The sequence below is a fragment of the Cupriavidus sp. GW823-FHT07B10 genome (assembly GCF_058794355.1).
This window is the reverse complement of sequence record NZ_JBXAGS010000012.1, coordinates 169,559-189,561: the sequence shown is the minus strand read 5'-3', so window position 1 is coordinate 189,561 and position 20,003 is coordinate 169,559. Positions and strand designations below refer to the sequence as shown.

Sequence of the window (20,003 nt, the reverse complement as noted above, 5' to 3'; positions counted from 1 at the left end):
GCGGTGGCGAAACAAGGAGTTGCAATGAAAGCATTGCTCGATCTCTTTAAGCAGGTACAGCAGGAAGAGCAGTTCGACGCGATCAAGATCGGCCTGGCCTCGCCCGAGAAGATCCGTTCGTGGTCGTACGGCGAAGTGAAGAAGCCGGAAACGATCAACTACCGTACCTTCAAGCCGGAACGCGACGGCCTGTTCTGCGCCAAGATCTTTGGCCCGATCAAGGACTACGAGTGCCTGTGCGGCAAGTACAAGCGCCTGAAGCACCGTGGCGTGATCTGCGAGAAGTGCGGCGTTGAAGTGACGCTGGCCAAGGTGCGCCGCGAGCGCATGGGCCACATCGAACTGGCCGCGCCGACCGCGCACATCTGGTTCCTGAAGTCGCTGCCGTCGCGCCTGGGCATGGTCCTGGACATGACGCTGCGCGACATCGAGCGCGTGCTGTACTTTGAAGCATTCGTGGTGATCGAACCCGGCATGACCCCGCTCAAGAAGAGCCAGATCATGTCCGAAGACGACTACCTGGCGAAGTGCGACGAGTACGGCGAGGGCGAGTTCGTCGCCATGATGGGTGCCGAGGGCATCCGTGAACTGCTGCGCGGCATCGACATCGAGAAGCAGATCGAACAGATCCGCGCCGAGCTGCAGGCCACCGGCTCCGAAGCCAAGATCAAGAAGTTCGCCAAGCGCCTGAAGGTGCTCGAAGCCTTCCAGCGTTCGGGCATCAAGCCCGAGTGGATGATCCTCGAAGTGCTGCCGGTGCTGCCGCCCGAGTTGCGTCCGCTGGTGCCGCTGGACGGCGGCCGCTTCGCGACCTCGGACCTGAACGACCTGTATCGCCGCGTCATCAACCGTAACAACCGCCTGAAGCGCCTGCTGGAGCTGAAGGCGCCTGAAATCATCGTGCGCAACGAAAAGCGCATGCTGCAGGAAGCGGTTGACTCGCTGCTGGACAACGGCCGTCGCGGCAAGGCGATGACCGGTGCCAACAAGCGTCCGCTGAAGTCCCTGGCCGAAATGATCAAGGGCAAGGGCGGCCGTTTCCGTCAGAACCTGCTGGGCAAGCGCGTCGACTACTCGGGCCGTTCGGTCATCGTGGTGGGCCCGACGCTCAAGCTGCACCAGTGCGGCCTGCCCAAGCTGATGGCGCTCGAGCTGTTCAAGCCGTTCATCTTCCACAAGCTGGAAACGATGGGCATCGCCACCACCATCAAGGCGGCGAAGAAGGAAGTCGAAAGCCAGACCCCGGTGGTGTGGGACATCCTCGAAGAGGTGATCCGCGAGCACCCGGTGATGCTGAACCGTGCGCCGACGCTGCACCGCCTGGGTATCCAGGCGTTCGAGCCGGTGCTGATCGAAGGCAAGGCCATCCAGCTGCATCCGCTGGTCTGCGCGGCGTTCAACGCCGACTTCGACGGTGACCAGATGGCTGTCCACGTGCCGCTGTCGCTGGAAGCGCAGATGGAAGCCCGCACCCTGATGCTGGCCTCCAACAACGTGCTGTTCCCGGCCAACGGCGATCCGTCGATCGTGCCGTCGCAAGACGTGGTGCTGGGTCTGTACTACACGACCCGCGACAAGATCAACGGCCGCGGCGAGGGCATGACCTTCGCCGACATCAGCGAAGTGATCCGCGCCTACGAGAACAAGGAAGTCGAGCTGGCTTCGCGCGTGAACGTGCGTATCACCGAGTACGAGCTGGTCGACAAGGACGCCGAGGGCGACGCCCGTTTCGCACCCAAGATCACGCTGCAGGCCACCACGGTCGGCCGCGCGATCCTGTCCGAGATCCTGCCCAAGGGCCTGCCGTTCTCGGTGCTGAACAAGCCGCTCAAGAAGAAGGAAATCTCGCGCCTGATCAACACCGCGTTCCGCAAGTGCGGCCTGCGCGAGACTGTGATCTTCGCCGACAAGCTGCTGCAGTCGGGCTTCCGCCTGGCTACCCGTGCCGGTATCTCGATCGCCATCGACGATATGCTGGTGCCGCCGCAGAAGGAAAAGATCATCGCCGAGGCCTCGGCCAAGGTGAAGGAATACGACAAGCAGTACATGTCGGGTCTGGTGACCGACCAGGAACGCTACAACAACGTCGTTGACATCTGGGGCGCCGCCGGCGACCAGGTGGGCAAGGCGATGATGGAGCAGCTCCAGCACGAGGACGTGGTCGACCGCGAAGGCAAGACCGTGAAGCAAGAGTCGTTCAACTCCATCTATATGATGGCCGACTCGGGTGCACGGGGCTCGGCAGCGCAGATCCGCCAGCTGGCCGGTATGCGTGGCCTGATGGCCAAGCCGGACGGCTCGATCATTGAAACGCCGATTACGGCGAACTTCCGTGAAGGCCTGAACGTTCTGCAGTACTTCATCTCGACCCACGGCGCCCGTAAGGGCCTGGCCGATACGGCACTGAAGACCGCGAACTCGGGTTACCTGACCCGTCGTCTGGTCGACGTGACGCAGGATCTGGTCGTGGTGGAGGACGATTGCGGCACCTCCAACGGCGTGGCCATGAAGGCCCTGGTCGAAGGCGGTGAAGTGATCGAAGCCCTGCGCGACCGTATCCTCGGCCGTGTGACCGTGGCCGACGTGGTCAACCCTGAAACCCAGGAGACCGCGATCGAAGCCGGCACGCTGCTGGACGAAGACCTGGTCGAGCTGATCGACAACATCGGCGTGGACGAAGTCAAGGTCCGCACCCCGCTGTCGTGCGACACGCGCTACGGCCTGTGCGGCAAGTGCTATGGCCGCGACCTGGGCCGCGGCGTGCTGGTGAACTCCGGCGAAGCGGTGGGCGTGATTGCCGCTCAGTCGATCGGTGAGCCGGGCACGCAGCTGACCATGCGTACGTTCCACATCGGTGGTGCGGCATCGCGTGCGGCAGTGGCATCGAGCGTGGAAGCCAAGGCAACCGGTACCGTGCGTTTCACGGCGACCATGCGTTACGTCACCAATGCGAAGGGCGAACTGATCGTCATCTCGCGTTCGGGCGAGGCGCTGATCACCGACGACCACGGCCGCGAGCGCGAACGCCACAAGATCCCGTACGGCGCCACGCTGCTGGTGCAGGACGGCCAGGCCATCAAGGCTGGCACGCAGCTGGCCACGTGGGATGCGCTGACTCGCCCGATCGTTTCGGAATACACCGGTACGACCAAGTTCGAGAACGTCGAAGAAGGCGTGACCGTCGCCAAGCAGATGGACGAAGTGACGGGCCTGTCGACCCTGGTGGTGATCGACGCCAAGCGCCGCACGGCTGCAACCAAGGGCATCCGCCCGCAGGTCAAGCTGCTCGACGCCAACGGCCAGGAAGTGAAGATCCCGGGCACGGACCACTCCGTGACCATCGGCTTCCAGGTCGGCGCGCTGATTACCGTGAAGGATGGCCAGCAGGTGCACGTGGGTGAAGTGCTCGCGCGTATCCCGACCGAGTCGCAGAAGACCCGCGACATTACCGGTGGTCTGCCGCGAGTGGCCGAGCTGTTCGAAGCGCGTTCGCCGAAGGACGCCGCCGTGCTGGCGGAAGTCACCGGCACGACCTCGTTCGGCAAGGACACCAAGGGCAAGCAGCGCCTGGTCATCACCGACCTGGACGGCAATGCCCACGAGTTCCTGATCGCGAAGGAAAAGCAGGTGCTGGTGCACGACGGCCAGGTGGTGAACAAGGGTGAAATGATCGTGGAAGGTCCGGCGGACCCGCACGACATCCTGCGCCTGAAGGGCATCGAAGAGCTGGCGCACTACATCGTGGACGAAGTCCAGGACGTGTACCGTCTGCAGGGCGTGAAGATCAACGACAAGCACATCGAAGTGATTGTTCGTCAGATGCTGCGCCGCGTGCAGATCGCCGACGTGGGCGACACCAAGTTCATCCCGGGTGAACAGGTGGAGCGTTCGGAACTGCTCGACGAGAACGACCGCGTGATCGCCGAAGGCAAGCGTCCGGCCACGTACGAGAACCTGCTGCTCGGTATCACCAAGGCGTCGCTGTCGACCGACAGCTTCATCTCGGCGGCATCGTTCCAGGAAACCACGCGCGTGCTGACCGAAGCCGCGATCATGGGCAAGACCGACGACCTGCGTGGTCTGAAGGAAAACGTGATCGTCGGCCGTCTGATCCCGGCCGGTACCGGCCTGGCCTACCACCGCGCCCGCAAGGCGCGCGAGGCCTCCGAGCGCGAACGCGCCCAGGCGATCGCCGAAGAAGAGCAGTCGCTCTTCATCGAGCCGGCGCCGGTGGTGCAGGCGACGACCGAAGGCGAAGGCGACAACGCCTGATCGCAGTAAGCTGTTTGCCGCCGCAAGGTGGCCCGAAAGCCCGGCTGATCCAGCCGGGCTTTTTTTCTTTCCGCCCGCAGCCGGCCCTGTCGTGAGAATGTTCGGACTGTTAGCCCGGCGGGCACGGAAGCGGCCCCCTTAGTGGTATGGTTACGGCTTTTCCGGCTTCAGCAATTCCGTTGTCTATGTCGCACGCGCTGGCGATCCTCAAAGATGTGTTCGGCTACCACGCCTTCCGTGGGCGCCAGGCCGAGATCATCGACCACGTTGCGACGGGCGGCGACTGCCTGGTGCTGATGCCGACCGGCGGCGGCAAGTCGCTGTGCTACCAGATCCCGGCGCTGCTGCGCCAGCGTGCCGGCGACGGCGTCGGCATCGTGGTGTCGCCGCTGATCGCGCTGATGCAGGACCAGGTCGCGGCACTGACTGAAGCCGGCGTGCGCGCCGCAGTGCTCAATTCGACGCTGACCGGAGCCGAGGCCTCGGCGGTCGAGCGCGACCTGCTGGCCGGGCGCATCGAGATCCTCTACGTGGCGCCGGAGCGGCTGATGACGCCACGCTTCCAGGACTTGCTCGAGCGCATTCGGGTCGGGCTCTTTGCCATCGACGAAGCGCACTGCGTGTCGCAGTGGGGCCACGACTTCCGCCCCGAGTACATCCAGTTGTCGGTGCTGCACGAGCGCTTCCCGTATGTGCCGCGCATCGCGCTGACGGCAACGGCCGACGCACTCACGCGCAACGAGATCATCGAGCGGCTGGCGCTGGACAACGCCCGCGTCTTCATCTCTAGCTTCGACCGGCCCAATATCCGCTACCGCATCGTCGAGAAGGACAATGCGCGCCAGCAGCTGCTGGCCTTCATCAAGGCCGAGCACACCGCGGCCGACGGCACCCATGACAGCGGCATCGTCTATTGCCTGTCACGCAAGAAGGTGGAGGACACGGCGCAGTGGCTGAGCGGACAGGGCATCAATGCGCTGGGCTACCACGCCGGCATGGATGCCCAGGTGCGCCAGCACCACCAGGCCCGCTTCCGCGAGGAAGAAGGGCTGGTGATGGTGGCGACGATCGCCTTCGGCATGGGTATCGACAAGCCCGACGTGCGCTTTGTCGCCCACCTGGACCTGCCCAAGAGCATGGAAGGCTACTACCAGGAAACCGGGCGCGCCGGCCGCGACGGCCTGCCGGCCAATGCCTGGATGGCCTACGGCCTGGGCGACGTGGTGCAGCAGAAGCGCATGATCGACGAGTCCGAGGCGGACGACGCCTTCAAGCGCGTGTCGTCGTCCAAGCTCGATGCGCTGCTGGGCCTGTGCGAGACCGCAGGCTGCCGGCGCGTGCGCATCCTGGCGTATTTCAATGAGGCCAGCGAACCCTGCGGCAACTGCGACACCTGTCTGGAGCCGCCGGCCACCTGGGATGGCACGCGCGAGGCGCAGATGGCGCTGTCCTGCGTGTACCGCACCGCGCAGGCGAGCCGGGTTCACTTCGGCGCCACCCACCTGATCGACGTGCTGCGCGGCAACAGCTCGGAGAAGATCCGCCAGTGGGGGCACGACAAGGTGTCCACCTTCGGCATCGGCAAGGACCGCTCGGTGCATGAATGGCATACGGTGTTCCGCCAGCTGATCGCCCAGGGTCTGCTGACCATCGACCATGGCGGGCATGGCGCGCTGCTGCTGGGCGAGGACGCGCGCGCGGTGCTCAAGGGCGAGCGCCAGATCATCCTGCGCCGCCAGGCCACCAAGCCGGGCAAGTCCGGCGAGCGTGCCGCACGCGGCACCCGCACCGACCACACCGCGGACATGGACGCAGACATGCTGGCCAACTGGGAGGCGCTGCGCCGCTGGCGCACCGAGGCCGCGCGCGAGCACGGCGTGCCGGCCTATGTCATCTTCCACGATGCAACGCTGGCGGAGCTGGCCCGGACCGCGCCGGGCTCCCTGTCGGCGATGCAGGGCATTCCCGGGATCGGTGCCTCCAAACTGGAGCGCTATGGACAGTCCATCCTGGAAGCGCTCCGCGGGGTCTGACCGAGGGCAGCGTCAGCGCGTCCCGGGTCGGGTATACGGCTTGACGGTATACGATTCCCCTGCTAGGATGCCAGATTCGAGTTTTTGGCTTTGGATTTCGCTCGCCCGTCGGAGAAGTGGCCTTTAGGCCGCGGCCGGCAAGCCTTCCGGACTGGGTTCCCATGGACCGGTGGCGGCAGACGCGGGATCCGGGTGCCGGCTCGCGCTCTTTGGCATGCTGTTACCGCACAGTCCCGTCTCCAGAGCGCGTCCGCTCATCTCTCCCGCCCAAAACCCGTAGTTGCCTCTCCATTTCGGTGCATGCCGGTGCGAGGGGCGTTTTTCGTCAAACCAAGCTGGATTGAACAATGCCAACTATCAACCAACTGGTTCGCAAGCCGCGCGTCTCTGAAGTCGTCAAGAGCAAGAGCCCGGCGCTTGAGAACTGCCCCCAGCGCCGTGGCGTGTGCACCCGCGTGTACACCACGACGCCGAAGAAGCCGAACTCGGCACTGCGTAAGGTTGCCAAGGTGCGCCTGACCAACGGTTTCGAAGTGATTTCGTACATCGGCGGTGAAGGCCACAACCTGCAGGAACACTCGGTCGTGCTGATCCGCGGCGGCCGTGTGAAGGATCTGCCGGGTGTGCGTTACCACATCGTCCGTGGCTCGCTCGACCTGCAAGGCGTGAAGGACCGCAAGCAGGCTCGTTCGAAGTACGGCGCGAAGCGTCCGAAGGCAGCCTAAGCTATAGCAGCCTGGGTCGGAAAGACCCGAAGCAACAAACGATAGCCTGTGGCGCGAGTCACGGTGCTGTCACCAGGCGGCGGTACAACGGAGCGCCTTTTTGGCAACCGTGCCGTCGAGTAAGTGGTCACCCGGCGAATTTGCTGTCTATCGCATGCAAGCTAGTTGGTGGCCAGAGAGCGGGAAAAACTGACCACGCTCTCAACTGAATCTAAAGGAAAGAAGATGCCACGTCGTCGTGAAGTCCCCAAGCGGGATGTTCTGCCTGATCCGAAGTTCGGCAACGTTGAAGTTGCCAAGTTCATGAACGTGCTGATGCTGGACGGCAAGAAGTCGGTTGCCGAACGTATCGTCTATGGCGCGTTCGACCAGATCGAAAAGAAGGCAGGCAAGGCCCCCATCGAAGTGTTCTCCGTTGCCATCAACAACGTGAAGCCGGTGGTGGAAGTGAAGAGCCGTCGCGTGGGCGGCGCCAACTATCAGGTTCCGGTCGAAGTCCGTCCGTCGCGTCGTCTGGCATTGGCGATGCGTTGGCTGCGCGAGGCCGCGAAGAAACGCAGCGAGAAGTCGATGGCGCTGCGCCTGGCAGGTGAGCTGCTGGAAGCATCGGAAGGCCGTGGCGGCGCAATGAAGAAGCGTGACGAAGTGCACCGCATGGCCGAAGCCAACAAGGCGTTCTCGCATTTCCGCTTCTAAGCGCGCGATAGCGTTTGTTGGTTGCCGGGCGGGCTGTGTTTTTACACATCTCGCCCGTTTGTGTTAGGGGCGCGGGCCATGAGATGCCGGCGCCTCACGGACGAATAGAGGATTAAAGTGGCTCGTAAGACTCCCATTGAGCGCTACCGCAATATCGGTATCTCGGCTCACATTGACGCGGGTAAAACCACCACGACCGAGCGCATCCTGTTCTACACCGGTGTGAACCACAAGATCGGTGAAGTCCATGATGGCGCGGCCACCATGGACTGGATGGAGCAGGAGCAGGAGCGCGGCATCACCATCACGTCTGCTGCGACCACCGCCTTCTGGAAGGGCATGGCCGGCAACTACCCCGAGCATCGCTTCAACATCATCGACACCCCGGGACACGTGGACTTCACCATCGAGGTGGAGCGTTCCATGCGCGTGCTGGACGGCGCGTGCATGGTGTACTGCGCAGTGGGTGGCGTGCAGCCGCAGTCGGAAACCGTCTGGCGTCAGGCCAACAAGTACAAGGTGCCGCGTCTGGCGTTCGTCAACAAGATGGACCGTACCGGCGCGAACTTCTTCAAGGTCTACGACCAGCTGAAGACCCGCCTGAAGGCCAACCCGGTGCCCGTCGTGGTGCCGATCGGCGCTGAAGACGGCTTCCAGGGCGTCGTCGATCTGCTGGAAATGAAGGCGATCATTTGGGACGAAGCCAGCCAGGGCGTGAAGTTCGAATACCAGGACATCCCGGCCGAACTGCAAGCCACCGCTGACGAATGGCGCGAGAAGATGGTCGAGTCTGCCGCCGAAGCCAGCGAAGAGCTGATGGAAAAGTACCTGGGCGGCGAAGAGCTGACCCGCGCCGAGATCGTCAAGGCGCTGCGTGACCGTACCATCGCCTGCGAAATCCAGCCGATGCTGTGCGGCACCGCGTTCAAGAACAAGGGCGTGCAGCGCATGCTCGACGCCGTGATCGACTTCCTGCCGTCGCCGGTCGACATTCCGCCGGTTACGGGCACGGACGAGGACGACAGCGAGAAGAAGCTCGAGCGCAAGGCTGACGACAACGAAAAGTTCTCGGCACTGGCGTTCAAGATCATGACCGACCCGTTCGTTGGTCAGCTGATCTTCTTCCGCGTGTACTCGGGCAAGATCAATTCGGGCGACACCGTGTACAACCCGGTCAAGAGCAAGAAGGAACGCCTCGGCCGTATTCTGCAGATGCATGCCAACCAGCGCGAAGAAATCAAGGAAGTGCTGGCCGGCGACATCGCCGCTGCGGTGGGTCTGAAGGACGCCACCACGGGCGACACGCTGTGCGATCCGGCTGCACCGATCGTGCTCGAGCGCATGGTGTTCCCGGAGCCGGTGATCTCGCAGGCTGTCGAGCCGAAGACCAAGGCTGACCAGGAAAAGATGGGCATCGCCCTGAACCGCCTGGCCGCTGAAGATCCGTCGTTCCGCGTGCGTACCGATGAAGAATCGGGTCAGACCATCATTTCGGGCATGGGCGAGCTCCACCTCGAAATTCTGGTCGACCGCATGAAGCGCGAATTTGGCGTGGAAGCCAACATCGGCGCGCCGCAGGTGGCTTACCGCGAAACCATTCGCAAGACGGCTGAAGGCGTCGAGGGCAAGTTCGTCAAGCAGTCGGGCGGCCGCGGCCAGTACGGTCACGCTGTGATCACGCTGGAGCCGCAAGAGCCGGGCAAGGGCTTCGAGTTCATCGACGCCATCAAGGGCGGTGTGATTCCTCGCGAATACATCCCGGCGGTCGAAAAGGGTATCGTCGACACGCTGCCGAACGGCATCCTGGCTGGCTTCCCGGTGGTGGACGTGAAGGTCACGCTGACGTTCGGTTCGTACCACGACGTGGACTCGAACGAAAACGCGTTCCGCATGGCCGGCTCGATGGCTTTCAAGGAAGCCATGCGCAAGGCCAGCCCGGTTCTGCTCGAGCCGATGATGGCCGTGGAAGTGGAAACGCCGGAAGACTACACGGGTACCGTGATGGGCGACCTGTCGTCCCGCCGCGGCATCGTGCAGGGCATGGACGACATGGTGGGCGGCGGCAAGATCATCAAGGCCGAAGTCCCGCTGTCGGAAATGTTCGGTTATTCCACGTCGCTGCGCTCGGCCACGCAAGGCCGCGCCACGTACACCATGGAATTCAAGCACTACGCTGAAGCACCGAAGAACATCGCCGAAGCCGTGATGTCGGCCAAGGGCAAGTAATTGGAAGTTTGCCGCCGCGCCTGCCGGTGCGGCGGCGCGATGAAACAACAAGACTGCATTCCTATCAGGAGTTAAGAAATGGCAAAGGAAAAGTTCGAGCGGACCAAGCCGCACGTGAACGTTGGTACGATTGGTCACGTTGACCATGGCAAGACCACGCTGACCGCAGCGATTGCCACGGTGCTGGCAGCCAAGTTTGGCGGTGCCGCCAAGAAGTACGACGAAATCGACGCAGCGCCGGAAGAAAAGGCACGCGGTATTACCATCAATACCGCGCACGTCGAGTACGAAACGGCCAACCGCCACTACGCGCACGTTGACTGCCCGGGCCACGCTGACTATGTGAAGAACATGATCACGGGTGCCGCCCAGATGGACGGCGCGATCCTGGTTTGCTCGGCTGCTGACGGCCCGATGCCGCAAACGCGTGAGCACATCCTGCTGGCCCGCCAGGTTGGCGTGCCGTACATCATCGTGTTCCTGAACAAGTGCGACATGGTGGACGACGCTGAACTGCTCGAGCTGGTCGAGATGGAAGTTCGCGAGCTGCTGTCGAAGTACGAGTTCCCCGGCGACGACACCCCGATCATCAAGGGTTCGGCCAAGCTGGCGCTGGAAGGCGACAAGGGCGAGCTGGGCGAAGTGGCCATCATGAACCTGGCCGACGCGCTGGACACCTACATCCCGACGCCGGAGCGTGCCGTTGACGGTACCTTCCTGATGCCTGTGGAAGACGTGTTCTCGATCTCGGGTCGCGGCACCGTGGTGACCGGCCGTATCGAGCGCGGCGTGGTGAAGGTCGGCGAGGAAATCGAAATCGTCGGTATCAAGCCGACGGTGAAGACCACCTGCACCGGCGTGGAAATGTTCCGCAAGCTGCTGGACCAGGGTCAAGCCGGCGACAACGTTGGCCTGCTGCTGCGCGGCACCAAGCGTGAAGACGTCGAGCGCGGCCAGGTGCTGTGCAAGCCGGGTTCGATCAAGCCGCACACCCACTTCACCGGCGAGGTGTACATCCTGTCGAAGGACGAAGGCGGCCGTCACACCCCGTTCTTCAACAACTACCGCCCGCAGTTCTACTTCCGTACCACCGACGTGACCGGCTCGATCGAGCTGCCGAAGGACAAGGAAATGGTCATGCCGGGTGACAACGTGTCGATCACCGTCAAGCTGATCGCCCCGATCGCCATGGAAGAAGGCCTGCGCTTCGCTATCCGCGAAGGTGGCCGTACCGTCGGCGCCGGCGTCGTGGCAAAGATCCTCGACTAAGCACTTCCTGGGACATGCCTGTCGGGCATGTCCCCATTCAACGGGCACGTTGCCCAATCGCTCTTTTAAGGAAATATCATGCAGAACCAGAAGATCCGTATCCGCCTGAAGGCTTTCGACTACCGCCTGATCGACCAGTCGGCCGCCGAAATCGTGGATACCGCCAAGCGTACCGGCGCAATCGTCAAGGGCCCGGTGCCCCTGCCGACCCGCATCCAGCGCTTCGACATCCTGCGTTCGCCGCACGTCAACAAGACCAGCCGCGATCAGTTTGAGATCCGCACGCACCAGCGCCTGATGGACATCGTCGACCCGACCGACAAGACGGTTGACGCGCTGATGAAGCTCGACCTGCCGGCAGGCGTGGACGTCGAGATCAAGGTGTAATCATGCTTCGGGCCGCGCCTGCGGCCTGCTGCAGCAAAACGGCGAACCGTATGGTTCGCCGTTTTTGTTTTCAAGGCTTGCATGCAGCAGCCTTGCTCCCCGGATTGCTCCCCTGCCGCGCCAGCTACAGTTGCGCGATGAGCTGAGCGATCGCGGCGGCTGCCCGAAGCGGCAGCACTGAATTCACACAAGCCTAGCCCGCTCCGCGCCGCCGCAAGGTCTGCGCGGGGCACTCCCCGAACGCGCGCCGGTATTCCGCGCTGAACCGCCCCAGATGGGCAAAGCCCCAGCGCAGCGCGGCCGCGCTCACTGACGACACCGACGCGACGTTCAGCAGGTCGTGCCGCACGCGCTCCAGCCGCACCGTGCGCAGGTAGGCCATCGGCCCGGTGCCGCGATGCTCGCGGAAGCCGGCGAACAGGCTGCGTACGCTGACGCCGGCAACCTCGGCCAGCACGGCGGGGGTCAGCTCCGCCGCGGCGTTTGCGTGAATATATTCCTCCACCACTTTCACATGGCGCGGTGCCAGCGGCTTGCCGTGCTCGCGCAATGCATCCGACAGGCTGTGCGGCTGCGACGTCAGCAGCGTGCCGATCACCAGCTGTTCCAGCTGGCAGGCGGTCAGCGGATGGCGTGCGGTCTCGGGCGCGGTCGCCAGCATCGCGGCGAGATAGCGCATCAGCTCATACCACGCGCCGCTGCGCCAGGCCATGCCGAGCGCAAAGCGCAGCGGCCGCTCGGACCGCCGGCCCAGATGGGCCGCGCAGATGCGTTCCAGCGCACTGCGTTCGATGCGCACGATCAACTGGTCGTTGTCGGCGCTCCAGCGCATGGCCAGCGCATCGCTGGGCGTCAGCACCGAAGCGCAGTCGGGCGTGGAAACGATGTGCTGGTCGCCGCAGCGGATCTCGGCCTGTCCTTGCAGCGGCATCTGCACCAGCAGGAAGTCGCCGAGCGGGCCGGGGTCGATGGTGACGTCGGCGCCGTAGGCGAGGCGATTGAACGAGACCGCGCCAAGCGGCGCATGATGCATGCGTGCTTGCAAGCGGGTGCCGCGTATCTCGAGCCGGTGCGGCTTGAACACGCGCCCGACGGCGGCGCGCGTCTCGGCCAGGTCGGTCGAGGCGAACACGCACCGGGCGGGATCGCCGAGCAGGGCGCTCGCCAGCGGTCCGGCGGCGGGGGGCAGCTGCATTGTCTCGCTCCTCTGGCGGGGCCGCGGCGCTGCCGGTGACCGTGCGCGCCGCTGATTCCGGGGCCGGCCCGGCATGACGGCCGGGGCACGGTTTCCCACGCGATCCACTATAGCGGATGGCCTCGCCGTCTGCGCTGCGGCGTTGACCGAGCCCGAAGTTTCCTGCACTAATCGGATAGCCGCTGCGCCCAGCGGCTAGTTTGCTGCGGTGCGGAGCCACCATTATGGAAGCCAGCACGGCAGTCCCACCAGACACCGGAAAGAGAAAGAACGACAAGGAGCGCAGGCCATGGGCCAGACCATCCAGATCCAGACCCCCGAAGGCAGTTTCAGCGGTTATCTCGCCACCCCGGCGGCAGGCAAGGGCCCGGGCATCGTGTTGTGCCAGGAGATCTTCGGCGTCAACGCGACCATGCGGCAGGTGGCGGACTACTACGCCGAGGAGGGCTATACGGTGCTGGTGCCCGACCTGTTCTGGCGCATCGCGCCCGGGATCGAGCTGACCGACCGCGGCGAGGACTTCCAGCGGGCGCTGGGCCTGTACCAGCAGTTCGACGAAGCCGCGGGCGTGCAGGATGTGGGCGCCGCGCTTGAAGCGCTGCGTGCGCGGCCGGAATGCGTCGGCCAGACCGGCGTGCTGGGCTTCTGCCTGGGCGGCAAGCTGGCCTACCTGGCGGCCTGCCGGCTGCCCGACGTGGCCTGTGCGGTGGCGTACTACGGCGTGGGCATCGAGCACGCGCTGGGCGAAGCCGCCAACGTGCGCGGCCGCCTGGTGCTGCATATCGCCGAGAAAGACGGATTCTGCCCGCCGCAGGCGCAGGCTGCGATCCGCGCGGCCCTGGCTGGGCGCGAGAACATCGAGGTCTACGTCTACGCCGGCGTCGACCATGCCTTTGCCCGCACCGGTGGCGAGCACTTCGACAAGCCCTCGGCGCTGATGGCGCACCAGCGCTCGATCGCGGCGCAGCGCGGTGAAATGGGTCCGCACTACGATTTCTCCGCGCTGTGGGACAAGCACTGCGAATACGAATTTGCCACCCGCGATGTCGACGCCACCATGGCGACGATGGTGCCGCAGCCCTATGTGAACCATATCCCGACCATGACCGGCGGGGTCGGCTACGCGCAGCTGCGGCGTTTCTACCAGCATCATTTCGTGCACAGCAATCCGCCCGACACCACGCTGATCCCGCTGTCGCGCACGGTCGGGGCCACGCAGATCGTCGACGAGATGCTGTTCTGCTTCACGCATAGCTGCGAGATCGACTGGATGCTGCCCGGCGTGCCGCCCACCGGCAAGCGCGTGGAGATCCCGCTGATCGCCATCGTCAAGTTCCGCGGCGACAAGCTGTACCACGAGCATATCTACTGGGACCAGGCCAGCGTGCTGGTGCAGATCGGCAAGCTGGACCCGGCGGGTCTGCCGGTCGCGGGCGTGGAGACCGCGCGCAAGCTGCTGGACGAGACCCTGCCGTCGAACACACTGATGGCGCGCTGGCAGCAGAGCGAAGGCAAGTAGGCTGCGCCCGCCGCATCGATCCGGAACGGGCCCGCAGAGGCCCGCCCGCAACCATCGCCGGCTGTTGCCGGCACAGGAGACAAGCATGAAAGGACTGCAGGGCAAGGTGGCCATTGTCACCGGCGGCGCCACGCTGATCGGCGCCGGCGTGGCGCGGGCCTTTGTCGAGGCCGGCGCGCGCGTGGCGATCTTCGACATCGATGCCGCCAACGGCGAGCGCGTGGCCGCGCAGCTGGGGGCGAACGCGCTCTTCATCGCCACCGACATCACGCGTGACGAGCAGGTTCGCGATGCCGTGGCGCAGGTGGTGCAGCGCTTTGGCGGCGTGGACTGCCTGGTCAACCTGGCCTGCACCTATCTCGATGACGGCTTCCGCTCGAATCGTGCCGACTGGCTGGCGGCGCTCGACGTCAACGTGGTGTCGGGCGTGATGCTGGCGCAGGCGGTGCACCCGCATATGCGGACGCGCGGCGGCGGTGCGATCGTCAATTTCACCAGCATCTCTGCCAACGTGGCGCAGACCGGGCGCTGGCTCTACCCGGTGTCGAAAGCCGCCATCGCGCAGCTGACGCGCAGCATGGCGATGGACCTGGCGCCGGACCGCATCCGCGTCAACGCGGTGTCGCCGGGCTGGACCTGGTGCCGGCTGATGGACGAGGTCAGCGGCGGCAACCGTGCCCGCACCGATGCGGTGGCCGCGCCGTTCCACCTTCTGGGCCGCGTCGGCGAGCCCGACGAGGTGGCCCAGGTGGTGCTCTTCCTCTGTTCCGACCATGCCAGCTTCGTCACCGGTGCCGACTATGCCGTCGACGGCGGCTATTCCGCCATGGGGCCGGAGCAGAACGTGCCCGCCATCGGCAAGCTGGCCGGCTGAACGCCGCCGAACGATCCTTCAGGAGAAAACGTCATGAGCCAACGCATCGCCATCGTCGGAGCCGGCCAGTCGGGCCTGCAAATGGCCCTCGGGCTGCAAGCCAACGGCTACCGGGTCACGCTGCTGTCCAACCGGACCCCCGAGCAGATCCGCGGCGGGAAAGTCATGTCCAGCCAGTGCATGTTCGACCGCGCGCTGCAGGCCGAGCGCGAGCTCGGGCTGAACTGGTGGGACGATGCCTGCCCGCCGGTGGAGGGCATCGGCCTGGCCGTGCCGCATCCCGAGCAGGCCGGTGCCCGCGCGATCGACTGGGCCGCGCCGCTGGACCGCCCGGCACAGGCGGTGGACCAGCGCCTGAAGATGCCCGCGTGGATGGAGGCCTTCGTTGCACGCGGCGGCGACCTGCGCATCGCCGATGTCGGCCTGGATGAACTGGAGGACCTGACCCGCGAGCATGACCTGGTGCTGCTGGCCGCCGGCAAGGGCGAGATCGTCAGCCGCTTCGAGCGCGATGCCTCCCGTAGTCCGTTCGACAAACCGCAGCGCGCGCTGGCGCTGACTTATGTGACCGGCATGCAGCCGCGCACGCCGTTCTCGCGGGTTTGCTTCAACCTGATCCCGGGCGTGGGTGAATACTTCGTCTTCCCCGCGCTGACGCTGTCAGGGCCGTGCGAGATCATGGTGTTCGAAGGCATCCCGGGCGGCCCGATGGACCGTTGGGCCGAGGCGCGCACGCCGGCGCAGCACCTGGCGGAAAGCCAGCGCATCCTGCAGACCTACCTGCCATGGGAGGCTGAGCGCTGTGAGCGGGTCGCGCTGACCGACGACAACGGCATCCTTGCCGGACGCTTCGCGCCAACGGTGCGCAAGCCGGTGCTGACGCTGCCGTCCGGGCGGCTGGTGTTCGGCATGGCCGATGCCGTGGTGGTCAACGACCCGATCACAGGGCAGGGTTCGAACAACGCCGCCAAATGCTGCAAGGTCTATCTCGATGCGATCCTGGCACGCGGCGACCAGCCCTTCGACCAGGACTGGATGGAGCGCACCTTCGACCAGTACTGGCAGTACGCGGGCGACGTGGTGGCGTGGACCAACTCGCTGCTGACCCCGCCGCCGCCGCATATCCTGGCGCTGCTGGGCGCCGCGGGGCAGGCGCCGGCACTGGCCGCGCGCATCGCCAACGGTTTCGACAATCCGCCGGACTATTTCCCGTGGTGGCTGGATCCACAGGCCTGCCACCAGCTGATCAACCAGTACGTCGCCGAGGCCGCCTGACATGCACGCCGCCACGCCCGCCACTTCCGTCCATGATCCCCGCGAACTGCGCCGGGTTTGCGGCCGCTATGCCACCGGCGTGGCCGTCATCGGCGCCTGCGGGGCGCAGGGCCGGCCCGTCGGCTTGACGGTGAACTCGTTTGCCTCGCTGTCGCTGGCGCCGCCGCTGATCCTGTGGAGCCTGGCGCTGCACTCGCCGAATGCGGGCCTGTTCGTGCCCGGCGCGCCTTTCGGCGTCAGCATCCTGCGCGCCGGCCATGGCGAACTGGCGCGCCGCTTCGCCACGCCGGTGGCGGACAAGTTCGCGGGCGTCGCCCACGGGCGCTGCGAGCGCGGCGTGCCCTACCTGGACGAAGCACTGGCGACCCTGGCCTGCCGCGTGGAGCGGGCCGACCCGGTAGGCGATCATCTGCTGATTGTCGGCGCCGTCGAGGCATTCGAGGCAGGGGAGGGCGAACCGCTGGTATTCTATGGCGGCGATTTCGTGCGCCTCGCCGCCTGAGCAACCATCCCCCGGATGCGCTTCGCGGCACTTCAACTACCGCCCGTCGCCTCCACACCACACCCCAAGTCACGCAAGCGCCACTACTGCGGCACGCCTGCCTACAACCCTGCAGGCGAATCCGCAATTCATATTGCCCTTTCCAAACCGCTGCGATATAGTGTAAGGCTACCCGTTTCCTCGGGTAGTGGGCTGGCCACTTTGGCCGCGCGCAGTCTTCTTTAGCGCAAGCCCACAGCAAACACAGTTTTCGTGTATCAATCAGCCCCGGCCAATCGCAGCTGGGAATGGAGCAAACCATGAGCCTTGGCCTTGTAGGTCGCAAGGTTGGCATGACCCGTATTTTCACGGACGACGGTGAAGCAATTCCCGTTACCGTGGTCGAGGTCGGCGACAACCGCGTGACGCAAATCAAGACGGACGAGACCGACGGTTATACCGCGGTTCAAGTCACCTTCGGCGCACGACGCGCAAGCCGCGTTACCAAGCCGCTGGCGGGTCATCTCGCCAAAGCCGGCGTGGAAGCCGGCGAAATCATCCGCGAATTCCGTATCGATGCAGCCAAGGCTGCCGAACTGCAAGCTGGCGGTTCGCTGTCGGTCGACCTGTTCGAAGTCGGTCAGAAGATCGACGTGCAGGGCGTGACCATCGGTAAGGGCTACGCCGGTACCATCAAGCGCTATCACTTCGCCTCCGGCCGTGCCACCCACGGTAACTCGCGCTCGCACAACGTGCCGGGCTCGATCGGTATGGCGCAGGATCCGGGCCGCGTGTTCCCGGGCAAGCGCATGACCGGTCACCTGGGCGATGTCACCCGCACCGTGCAGAACCTGGAAATCGCCAAGATCGACGCAGAGCGCAAGCTGCTGCTGGTCAAGGGCGCCATCCCCGGCTCCAAGAACGGCAAGGTCATCGTTACCCCGGCCGTCAAGGCCAAAGCCAAAGCTTAAGGAGCGCATGTAATGGAACTCAAGCTCCTCCAGGACAATGGCCAGATCGGCGCGGGCGTTGACGCTTCGCCCGAAGTGTTCGGCCGTGACTACAACGAAGCCCTCGTTCACCAGATCGTCGTCGCTTACCAGGCCAACGCTCGCAGCGGTAACCGTAAGCAGAAGGATCGTGAAGAGGTCAAGCACACGACCAAGAAGCCGTGGCGCCAGAAGGGTACGGGCCGTGCTCGTGCCGGTATGTCTTCCTCGCCGCTGTGGCGCGGGGGCGGCCGTATCTTCCCGAATTCGCCGGAAGAGAACTTCACCCAGAAGGTCAACAAGAAGATGTTCCGTGCCGGCATGCGCTCGATTTACTCGCAGCTCGCACGTGAAGGTCGTATCAACGTGGTGGACGGTTTCACTGTCGACGCGCCCAAGACCAAGCTCTTGGCCGACAAGTTCAAGGCCATGGGCCTGGACTCGGTGCTGATCATCACCGACAGCCTCGACGAAAACCTCTACCTGGCTTCGCGCAACCTGCCGCACGTGGCAGTTGTCGAGCCGCGCCAGGCTGATCCGCTGTCGCTCGTGCACTACAAGAAGGTGCTGGTGACCAAGGCAGCCGTCGCGCAGATCGAGGAGTTGCTGAAATGACGCAAGTAGCCAAGAACGATCATCGTTTGATGCAGGTGCTGCTCGCGCCGGTGGTTTCCGAAAAGGCAACCCTGGTCGCCGACAAGAATGAACAAGTCGTGTTCGAAGTGGCCCGCGATGCCAACAAGGCAGAAGTGAAGGCCGCCGTCGAACTGCTGTTCAAGGTCGAGGTGCAGTCCGTTCAGATCCTGAACCAGAAGGGCAAGCAGAAGCGTTTTGGCCGTTTCATGGGGCGTCGCAACCACGTGAAGAAGGCCTACGTTTCGCTGAAGCCGGGTCAGGAAATCAATTTTGAAGCGGAGGCCAAGTAATCATGGCACTCGTCAAGACCAAGCCGACTTCCCCGGGTCGTCGCTCGATGGTGAAGGTGGTCAACAAGGACCTTCACAAGGGTACCCCGCACGCTCCGCTGCTGGAAAAGCAATTCCAGAAGTCGGGCCGTAACAACAACGGTCATATCACCACCCGCCACAAGGGCGGTGGTCATAAGCACCACTACCGCGTGGTCGACTTCAAGCGCAACGACAAGGACGGCATCCCCGCCCGCGTCGAGCGCCTGGAATACGATCCGAACCGCAGCGCCAATATCGCGCTGGTGCTGTTCGCCGACGGCGAGCGCCGCTACATCATCGCCACCAAGGGCATGGTTGCCGGCCAGCCGCTGATGAACGGCTCGGAAGCGCCGATCAAGGCCGGTAACAACCTGCCGATCCGCAACATTCCGGTCGGTACCACGATCAACAACGTGGAAATGCTGCCTGGCAAGGGTTCGCAGATCGCACGTGCCGCCGGCGGTTCCGCAGTGCTGCTGGCTCGTGAAGGCCTGTACGCCCAGGTTCGCCTGCGCTCCGGTGAAGTGCGCCGCGTGCACATCGAGTGCCGCGCCACCATCGGTGAAGTGGGCAACGAAGAGCACAGCCTGCGCGTCATCGGCAAGGCCGGTGCGACCCGCTGGCGCGGTATCCGCCCGACGGTCCGTGGTGTCGTGATGAACCCGGTCGACCACCCGCACGGTGGTGGTGAAGGCAAGACCGCCGCTGGTCGCGATCCGGTTTCGCCGTGGGGTACCCCGGCCAAGGGTTACCGTACCCGCAGCAACAAGCGCACGGACAGCATGATCGTCCAGAAGCGCCACAAGCGTTAATCGGTAGGTAGGAGCTAAAGATATGACTCGTTCCGCTAAAAAGGGTCCGTTCTGCGACGCCCACCTGCTGAAGAAGGTGGAAGTCGCATCGAGCGGCAAGGACAAGAAGCCCATCAAGACTTGGTCGCGTCGCTCGACCATTCTGCCGGAGTTCATTGGCCTGACGATCGCCGTTCACAACGGCCGTCAACACGTGCCGGTGTACGTTACGGAAAACATGGTTGGCCACAAGCTCGGTGAATTTGCGATTACCCGCACGTTCAAGGGCCACGCGGCTGACAAGAAAGCGAAGAGGTAAGGTGC

General features: G+C 64.5%; 17 protein-coding genes. 16 read left to right on the top strand and 1 reads right to left on the bottom strand.

Translation table 11 applies throughout. The annotated features are described in order from the left end of the window. Window positions 1-24: 24 nt before the first annotated feature. The 7 genes from rpoC (at window position 25) to rpsJ (ending at window position 11,608) form a co-directional block, all read left to right on the top strand. Window positions 25-4,272 (top strand): DNA-directed RNA polymerase subunit beta', encoded by a 4,248-nt coding sequence (gene rpoC / locus AC1Q6V_RS23675; protein ID WP_010810462.1) that lies wholly within the window; start codon window positions 25-27, stop codon window positions 4,270-4,272. A gap of 185 nt (window positions 4,273-4,457) precedes the next feature. Then, window positions 4,458-6,305, top strand: coding sequence for a DNA helicase RecQ (gene recQ, locus AC1Q6V_RS23670; protein ID WP_010810461.1), 1,848 nt, complete (start codon window positions 4,458-4,460; stop codon window positions 6,303-6,305). Window positions 6,306-6,652: 347 nt separating this feature from the next. After that, complete coding sequence (rpsL, locus tag AC1Q6V_RS23665; protein ID WP_010810460.1) at window positions 6,653-7,030, top strand: 30S ribosomal protein S12; 378 nt, start codon at window positions 6,653-6,655, stop codon at window positions 7,028-7,030. A gap of 225 nt (window positions 7,031-7,255) precedes the next feature. Then, entirely contained in the window at window positions 7,256-7,726 is a 471-nt protein-coding gene (gene rpsG, locus AC1Q6V_RS23660; RefSeq protein ID WP_010810459.1) for a 30S ribosomal protein S7, read from the top strand. A 117-nt stretch (window positions 7,727-7,843) separates the two neighbouring features. After that, complete coding sequence (gene fusA, locus AC1Q6V_RS23655; RefSeq protein ID WP_010810458.1) at window positions 7,844-9,952, top strand: elongation factor G; 2,109 nt, start codon at window positions 7,844-7,846, stop codon at window positions 9,950-9,952. Between the two features lie 78 nt (window positions 9,953-10,030). After that, window positions 10,031-11,221, top strand: a complete 1,191-nt coding sequence (gene tuf, locus AC1Q6V_RS23650) for an elongation factor Tu (RefSeq protein WP_010810470.1) — start codon at window positions 10,031-10,033, stop codon at window positions 11,219-11,221. A gap of 78 nt (window positions 11,222-11,299) precedes the next feature. Continuing rightward, window positions 11,300-11,608, top strand: coding sequence for a 30S ribosomal protein S10 (rpsJ, locus tag AC1Q6V_RS23645; RefSeq protein ID WP_006160488.1), 309 nt, complete (start codon window positions 11,300-11,302; stop codon window positions 11,606-11,608). Between the two features lie 193 nt (window positions 11,609-11,801). Here the strand turns inward: rpsJ and AC1Q6V_RS23640 are convergent, their stop codons facing one another. Next, window positions 11,802-12,803: an AraC family transcriptional regulator gene (locus AC1Q6V_RS23640; protein WP_010812402.1), complete on the bottom strand. Its 1,002-nt coding sequence runs from the start codon at window positions 12,801-12,803 to the stop codon at window positions 11,802-11,804. A 289-nt stretch (window positions 12,804-13,092) separates the two neighbouring features. On the opposite strand from AC1Q6V_RS23640, the gene AC1Q6V_RS23635 reads away from it, so the two are divergent. The 9 genes from AC1Q6V_RS23635 to rpsS all read left to right on the top strand — a co-directional run bounded on the left by AC1Q6V_RS23635 (window position 13,093) and on the right by rpsS (window position 19,998). Beyond that, window positions 13,093-14,322 (top strand): dienelactone hydrolase family protein, encoded by a 1,230-nt coding sequence (locus AC1Q6V_RS23635; protein ID WP_439668337.1) that lies wholly within the window; start codon window positions 13,093-13,095, stop codon window positions 14,320-14,322. Window positions 14,323-14,407: 85 nt separating this feature from the next. Then, window positions 14,408-15,196 carry an SDR family oxidoreductase gene (locus AC1Q6V_RS23630; RefSeq protein WP_439668336.1) on the top strand — a complete coding sequence of 263 codons (789 nt, stop codon included), beginning with the start codon at window positions 14,408-14,410 and terminating at the stop codon, window positions 15,194-15,196. A 33-nt stretch (window positions 15,197-15,229) separates the two neighbouring features. Next, window positions 15,230-16,471, top strand: a complete 1,242-nt coding sequence (locus AC1Q6V_RS23625; protein ID WP_010812399.1) for a styrene monooxygenase/indole monooxygenase family protein — start codon at window positions 15,230-15,232, stop codon at window positions 16,469-16,471. 1 nt (window position 16,472) lies between these two features. Next, window positions 16,473-16,973 (top strand): flavin reductase family protein, encoded by a 501-nt coding sequence (locus AC1Q6V_RS23620; protein WP_439668335.1) that lies wholly within the window; start codon window positions 16,473-16,475, stop codon window positions 16,971-16,973. Between the two features lie 299 nt (window positions 16,974-17,272). Further along, complete coding sequence (gene rplC / locus AC1Q6V_RS23615; protein WP_010812397.1) at window positions 17,273-17,923, top strand: 50S ribosomal protein L3; 651 nt, start codon at window positions 17,273-17,275, stop codon at window positions 17,921-17,923. 12 nt (window positions 17,924-17,935) lie between these two features. Further along, window positions 17,936-18,556 (top strand): 50S ribosomal protein L4, encoded by a 621-nt coding sequence (gene rplD / locus AC1Q6V_RS23610; protein WP_010812396.1) that lies wholly within the window; start codon window positions 17,936-17,938, stop codon window positions 18,554-18,556. Then, the gene (gene rplW / locus AC1Q6V_RS23605; RefSeq protein ID WP_006576245.1) at window positions 18,553-18,867 is read left to right on the top strand and encodes a 50S ribosomal protein L23; all 315 of its coding nucleotides are present in this window, start codon (window positions 18,553-18,555) and stop codon (window positions 18,865-18,867) included. Before rplD ends, rplW begins: the two co-directional genes overlap by 4 nt. Before the next feature lie 2 nt (window positions 18,868-18,869). Further along, window positions 18,870-19,700 (top strand): 50S ribosomal protein L2, encoded by an 831-nt coding sequence (rplB, locus tag AC1Q6V_RS23600; protein ID WP_454750833.1) that lies wholly within the window; start codon window positions 18,870-18,872, stop codon window positions 19,698-19,700. Between the two features lie 22 nt (window positions 19,701-19,722). Then, window positions 19,723-19,998, top strand: a complete 276-nt coding sequence (gene rpsS, locus AC1Q6V_RS23595) for a 30S ribosomal protein S19 (RefSeq protein ID WP_010812394.1) — start codon at window positions 19,723-19,725, stop codon at window positions 19,996-19,998. Window positions 19,999-20,003 lie beyond the last annotated feature (5 nt).

Coding starts and splice junctions, on each gene's coding strand:
- recQ (WP_010810461.1), top strand. CDS start 4,458: ATGTCGCACGCGCTGGCGATCCTCAAAGATGTGTTCGGCTACCACGCC.
- AC1Q6V_RS23635 (WP_439668337.1), top strand. CDS start 13,093: ATGGGCCAGACCATCCAGATCCAGACCCCCGAAGGCAGTTTCAGCGGT.
- rplB (WP_454750833.1), top strand. CDS start 18,870: ATGGCACTCGTCAAGACCAAGCCGACTTCCCCGGGTCGTCGCTCGATG.
- AC1Q6V_RS23630 (WP_439668336.1), top strand. CDS start 14,408: ATGAAAGGACTGCAGGGCAAGGTGGCCATTGTCACCGGCGGCGCCACG.
- tuf (WP_010810470.1), top strand. CDS start 10,031: ATGGCAAAGGAAAAGTTCGAGCGGACCAAGCCGCACGTGAACGTTGGT.
- rpsL (WP_010810460.1), top strand. CDS start 6,653: ATGCCAACTATCAACCAACTGGTTCGCAAGCCGCGCGTCTCTGAAGTC.
- rpsJ (WP_006160488.1), top strand. CDS start 11,300: ATGCAGAACCAGAAGATCCGTATCCGCCTGAAGGCTTTCGACTACCGC.
- rpsG (WP_010810459.1), top strand. CDS start 7,256: ATGCCACGTCGTCGTGAAGTCCCCAAGCGGGATGTTCTGCCTGATCCG.
- rplD (WP_010812396.1), top strand. CDS start 17,936: ATGGAACTCAAGCTCCTCCAGGACAATGGCCAGATCGGCGCGGGCGTT.
- AC1Q6V_RS23640 (WP_010812402.1), bottom strand. CDS start 12,803: ATGCAGCTGCCCCCCGCCGCCGGACCGCTGGCGAGCGCCCTGCTCGGC.
- AC1Q6V_RS23620 (WP_439668335.1), top strand. CDS start 16,473: ATGCACGCCGCCACGCCCGCCACTTCCGTCCATGATCCCCGCGAACTG.
- AC1Q6V_RS23625 (WP_010812399.1), top strand. CDS start 15,230: ATGAGCCAACGCATCGCCATCGTCGGAGCCGGCCAGTCGGGCCTGCAA.
- rplC (WP_010812397.1), top strand. CDS start 17,273: ATGAGCCTTGGCCTTGTAGGTCGCAAGGTTGGCATGACCCGTATTTTC.
- rplW (WP_006576245.1), top strand. CDS start 18,553: ATGACGCAAGTAGCCAAGAACGATCATCGTTTGATGCAGGTGCTGCTC.
- rpsS (WP_010812394.1), top strand. CDS start 19,723: ATGACTCGTTCCGCTAAAAAGGGTCCGTTCTGCGACGCCCACCTGCTG.
- rpoC (WP_010810462.1), top strand. CDS start 25: ATGAAAGCATTGCTCGATCTCTTTAAGCAGGTACAGCAGGAAGAGCAG.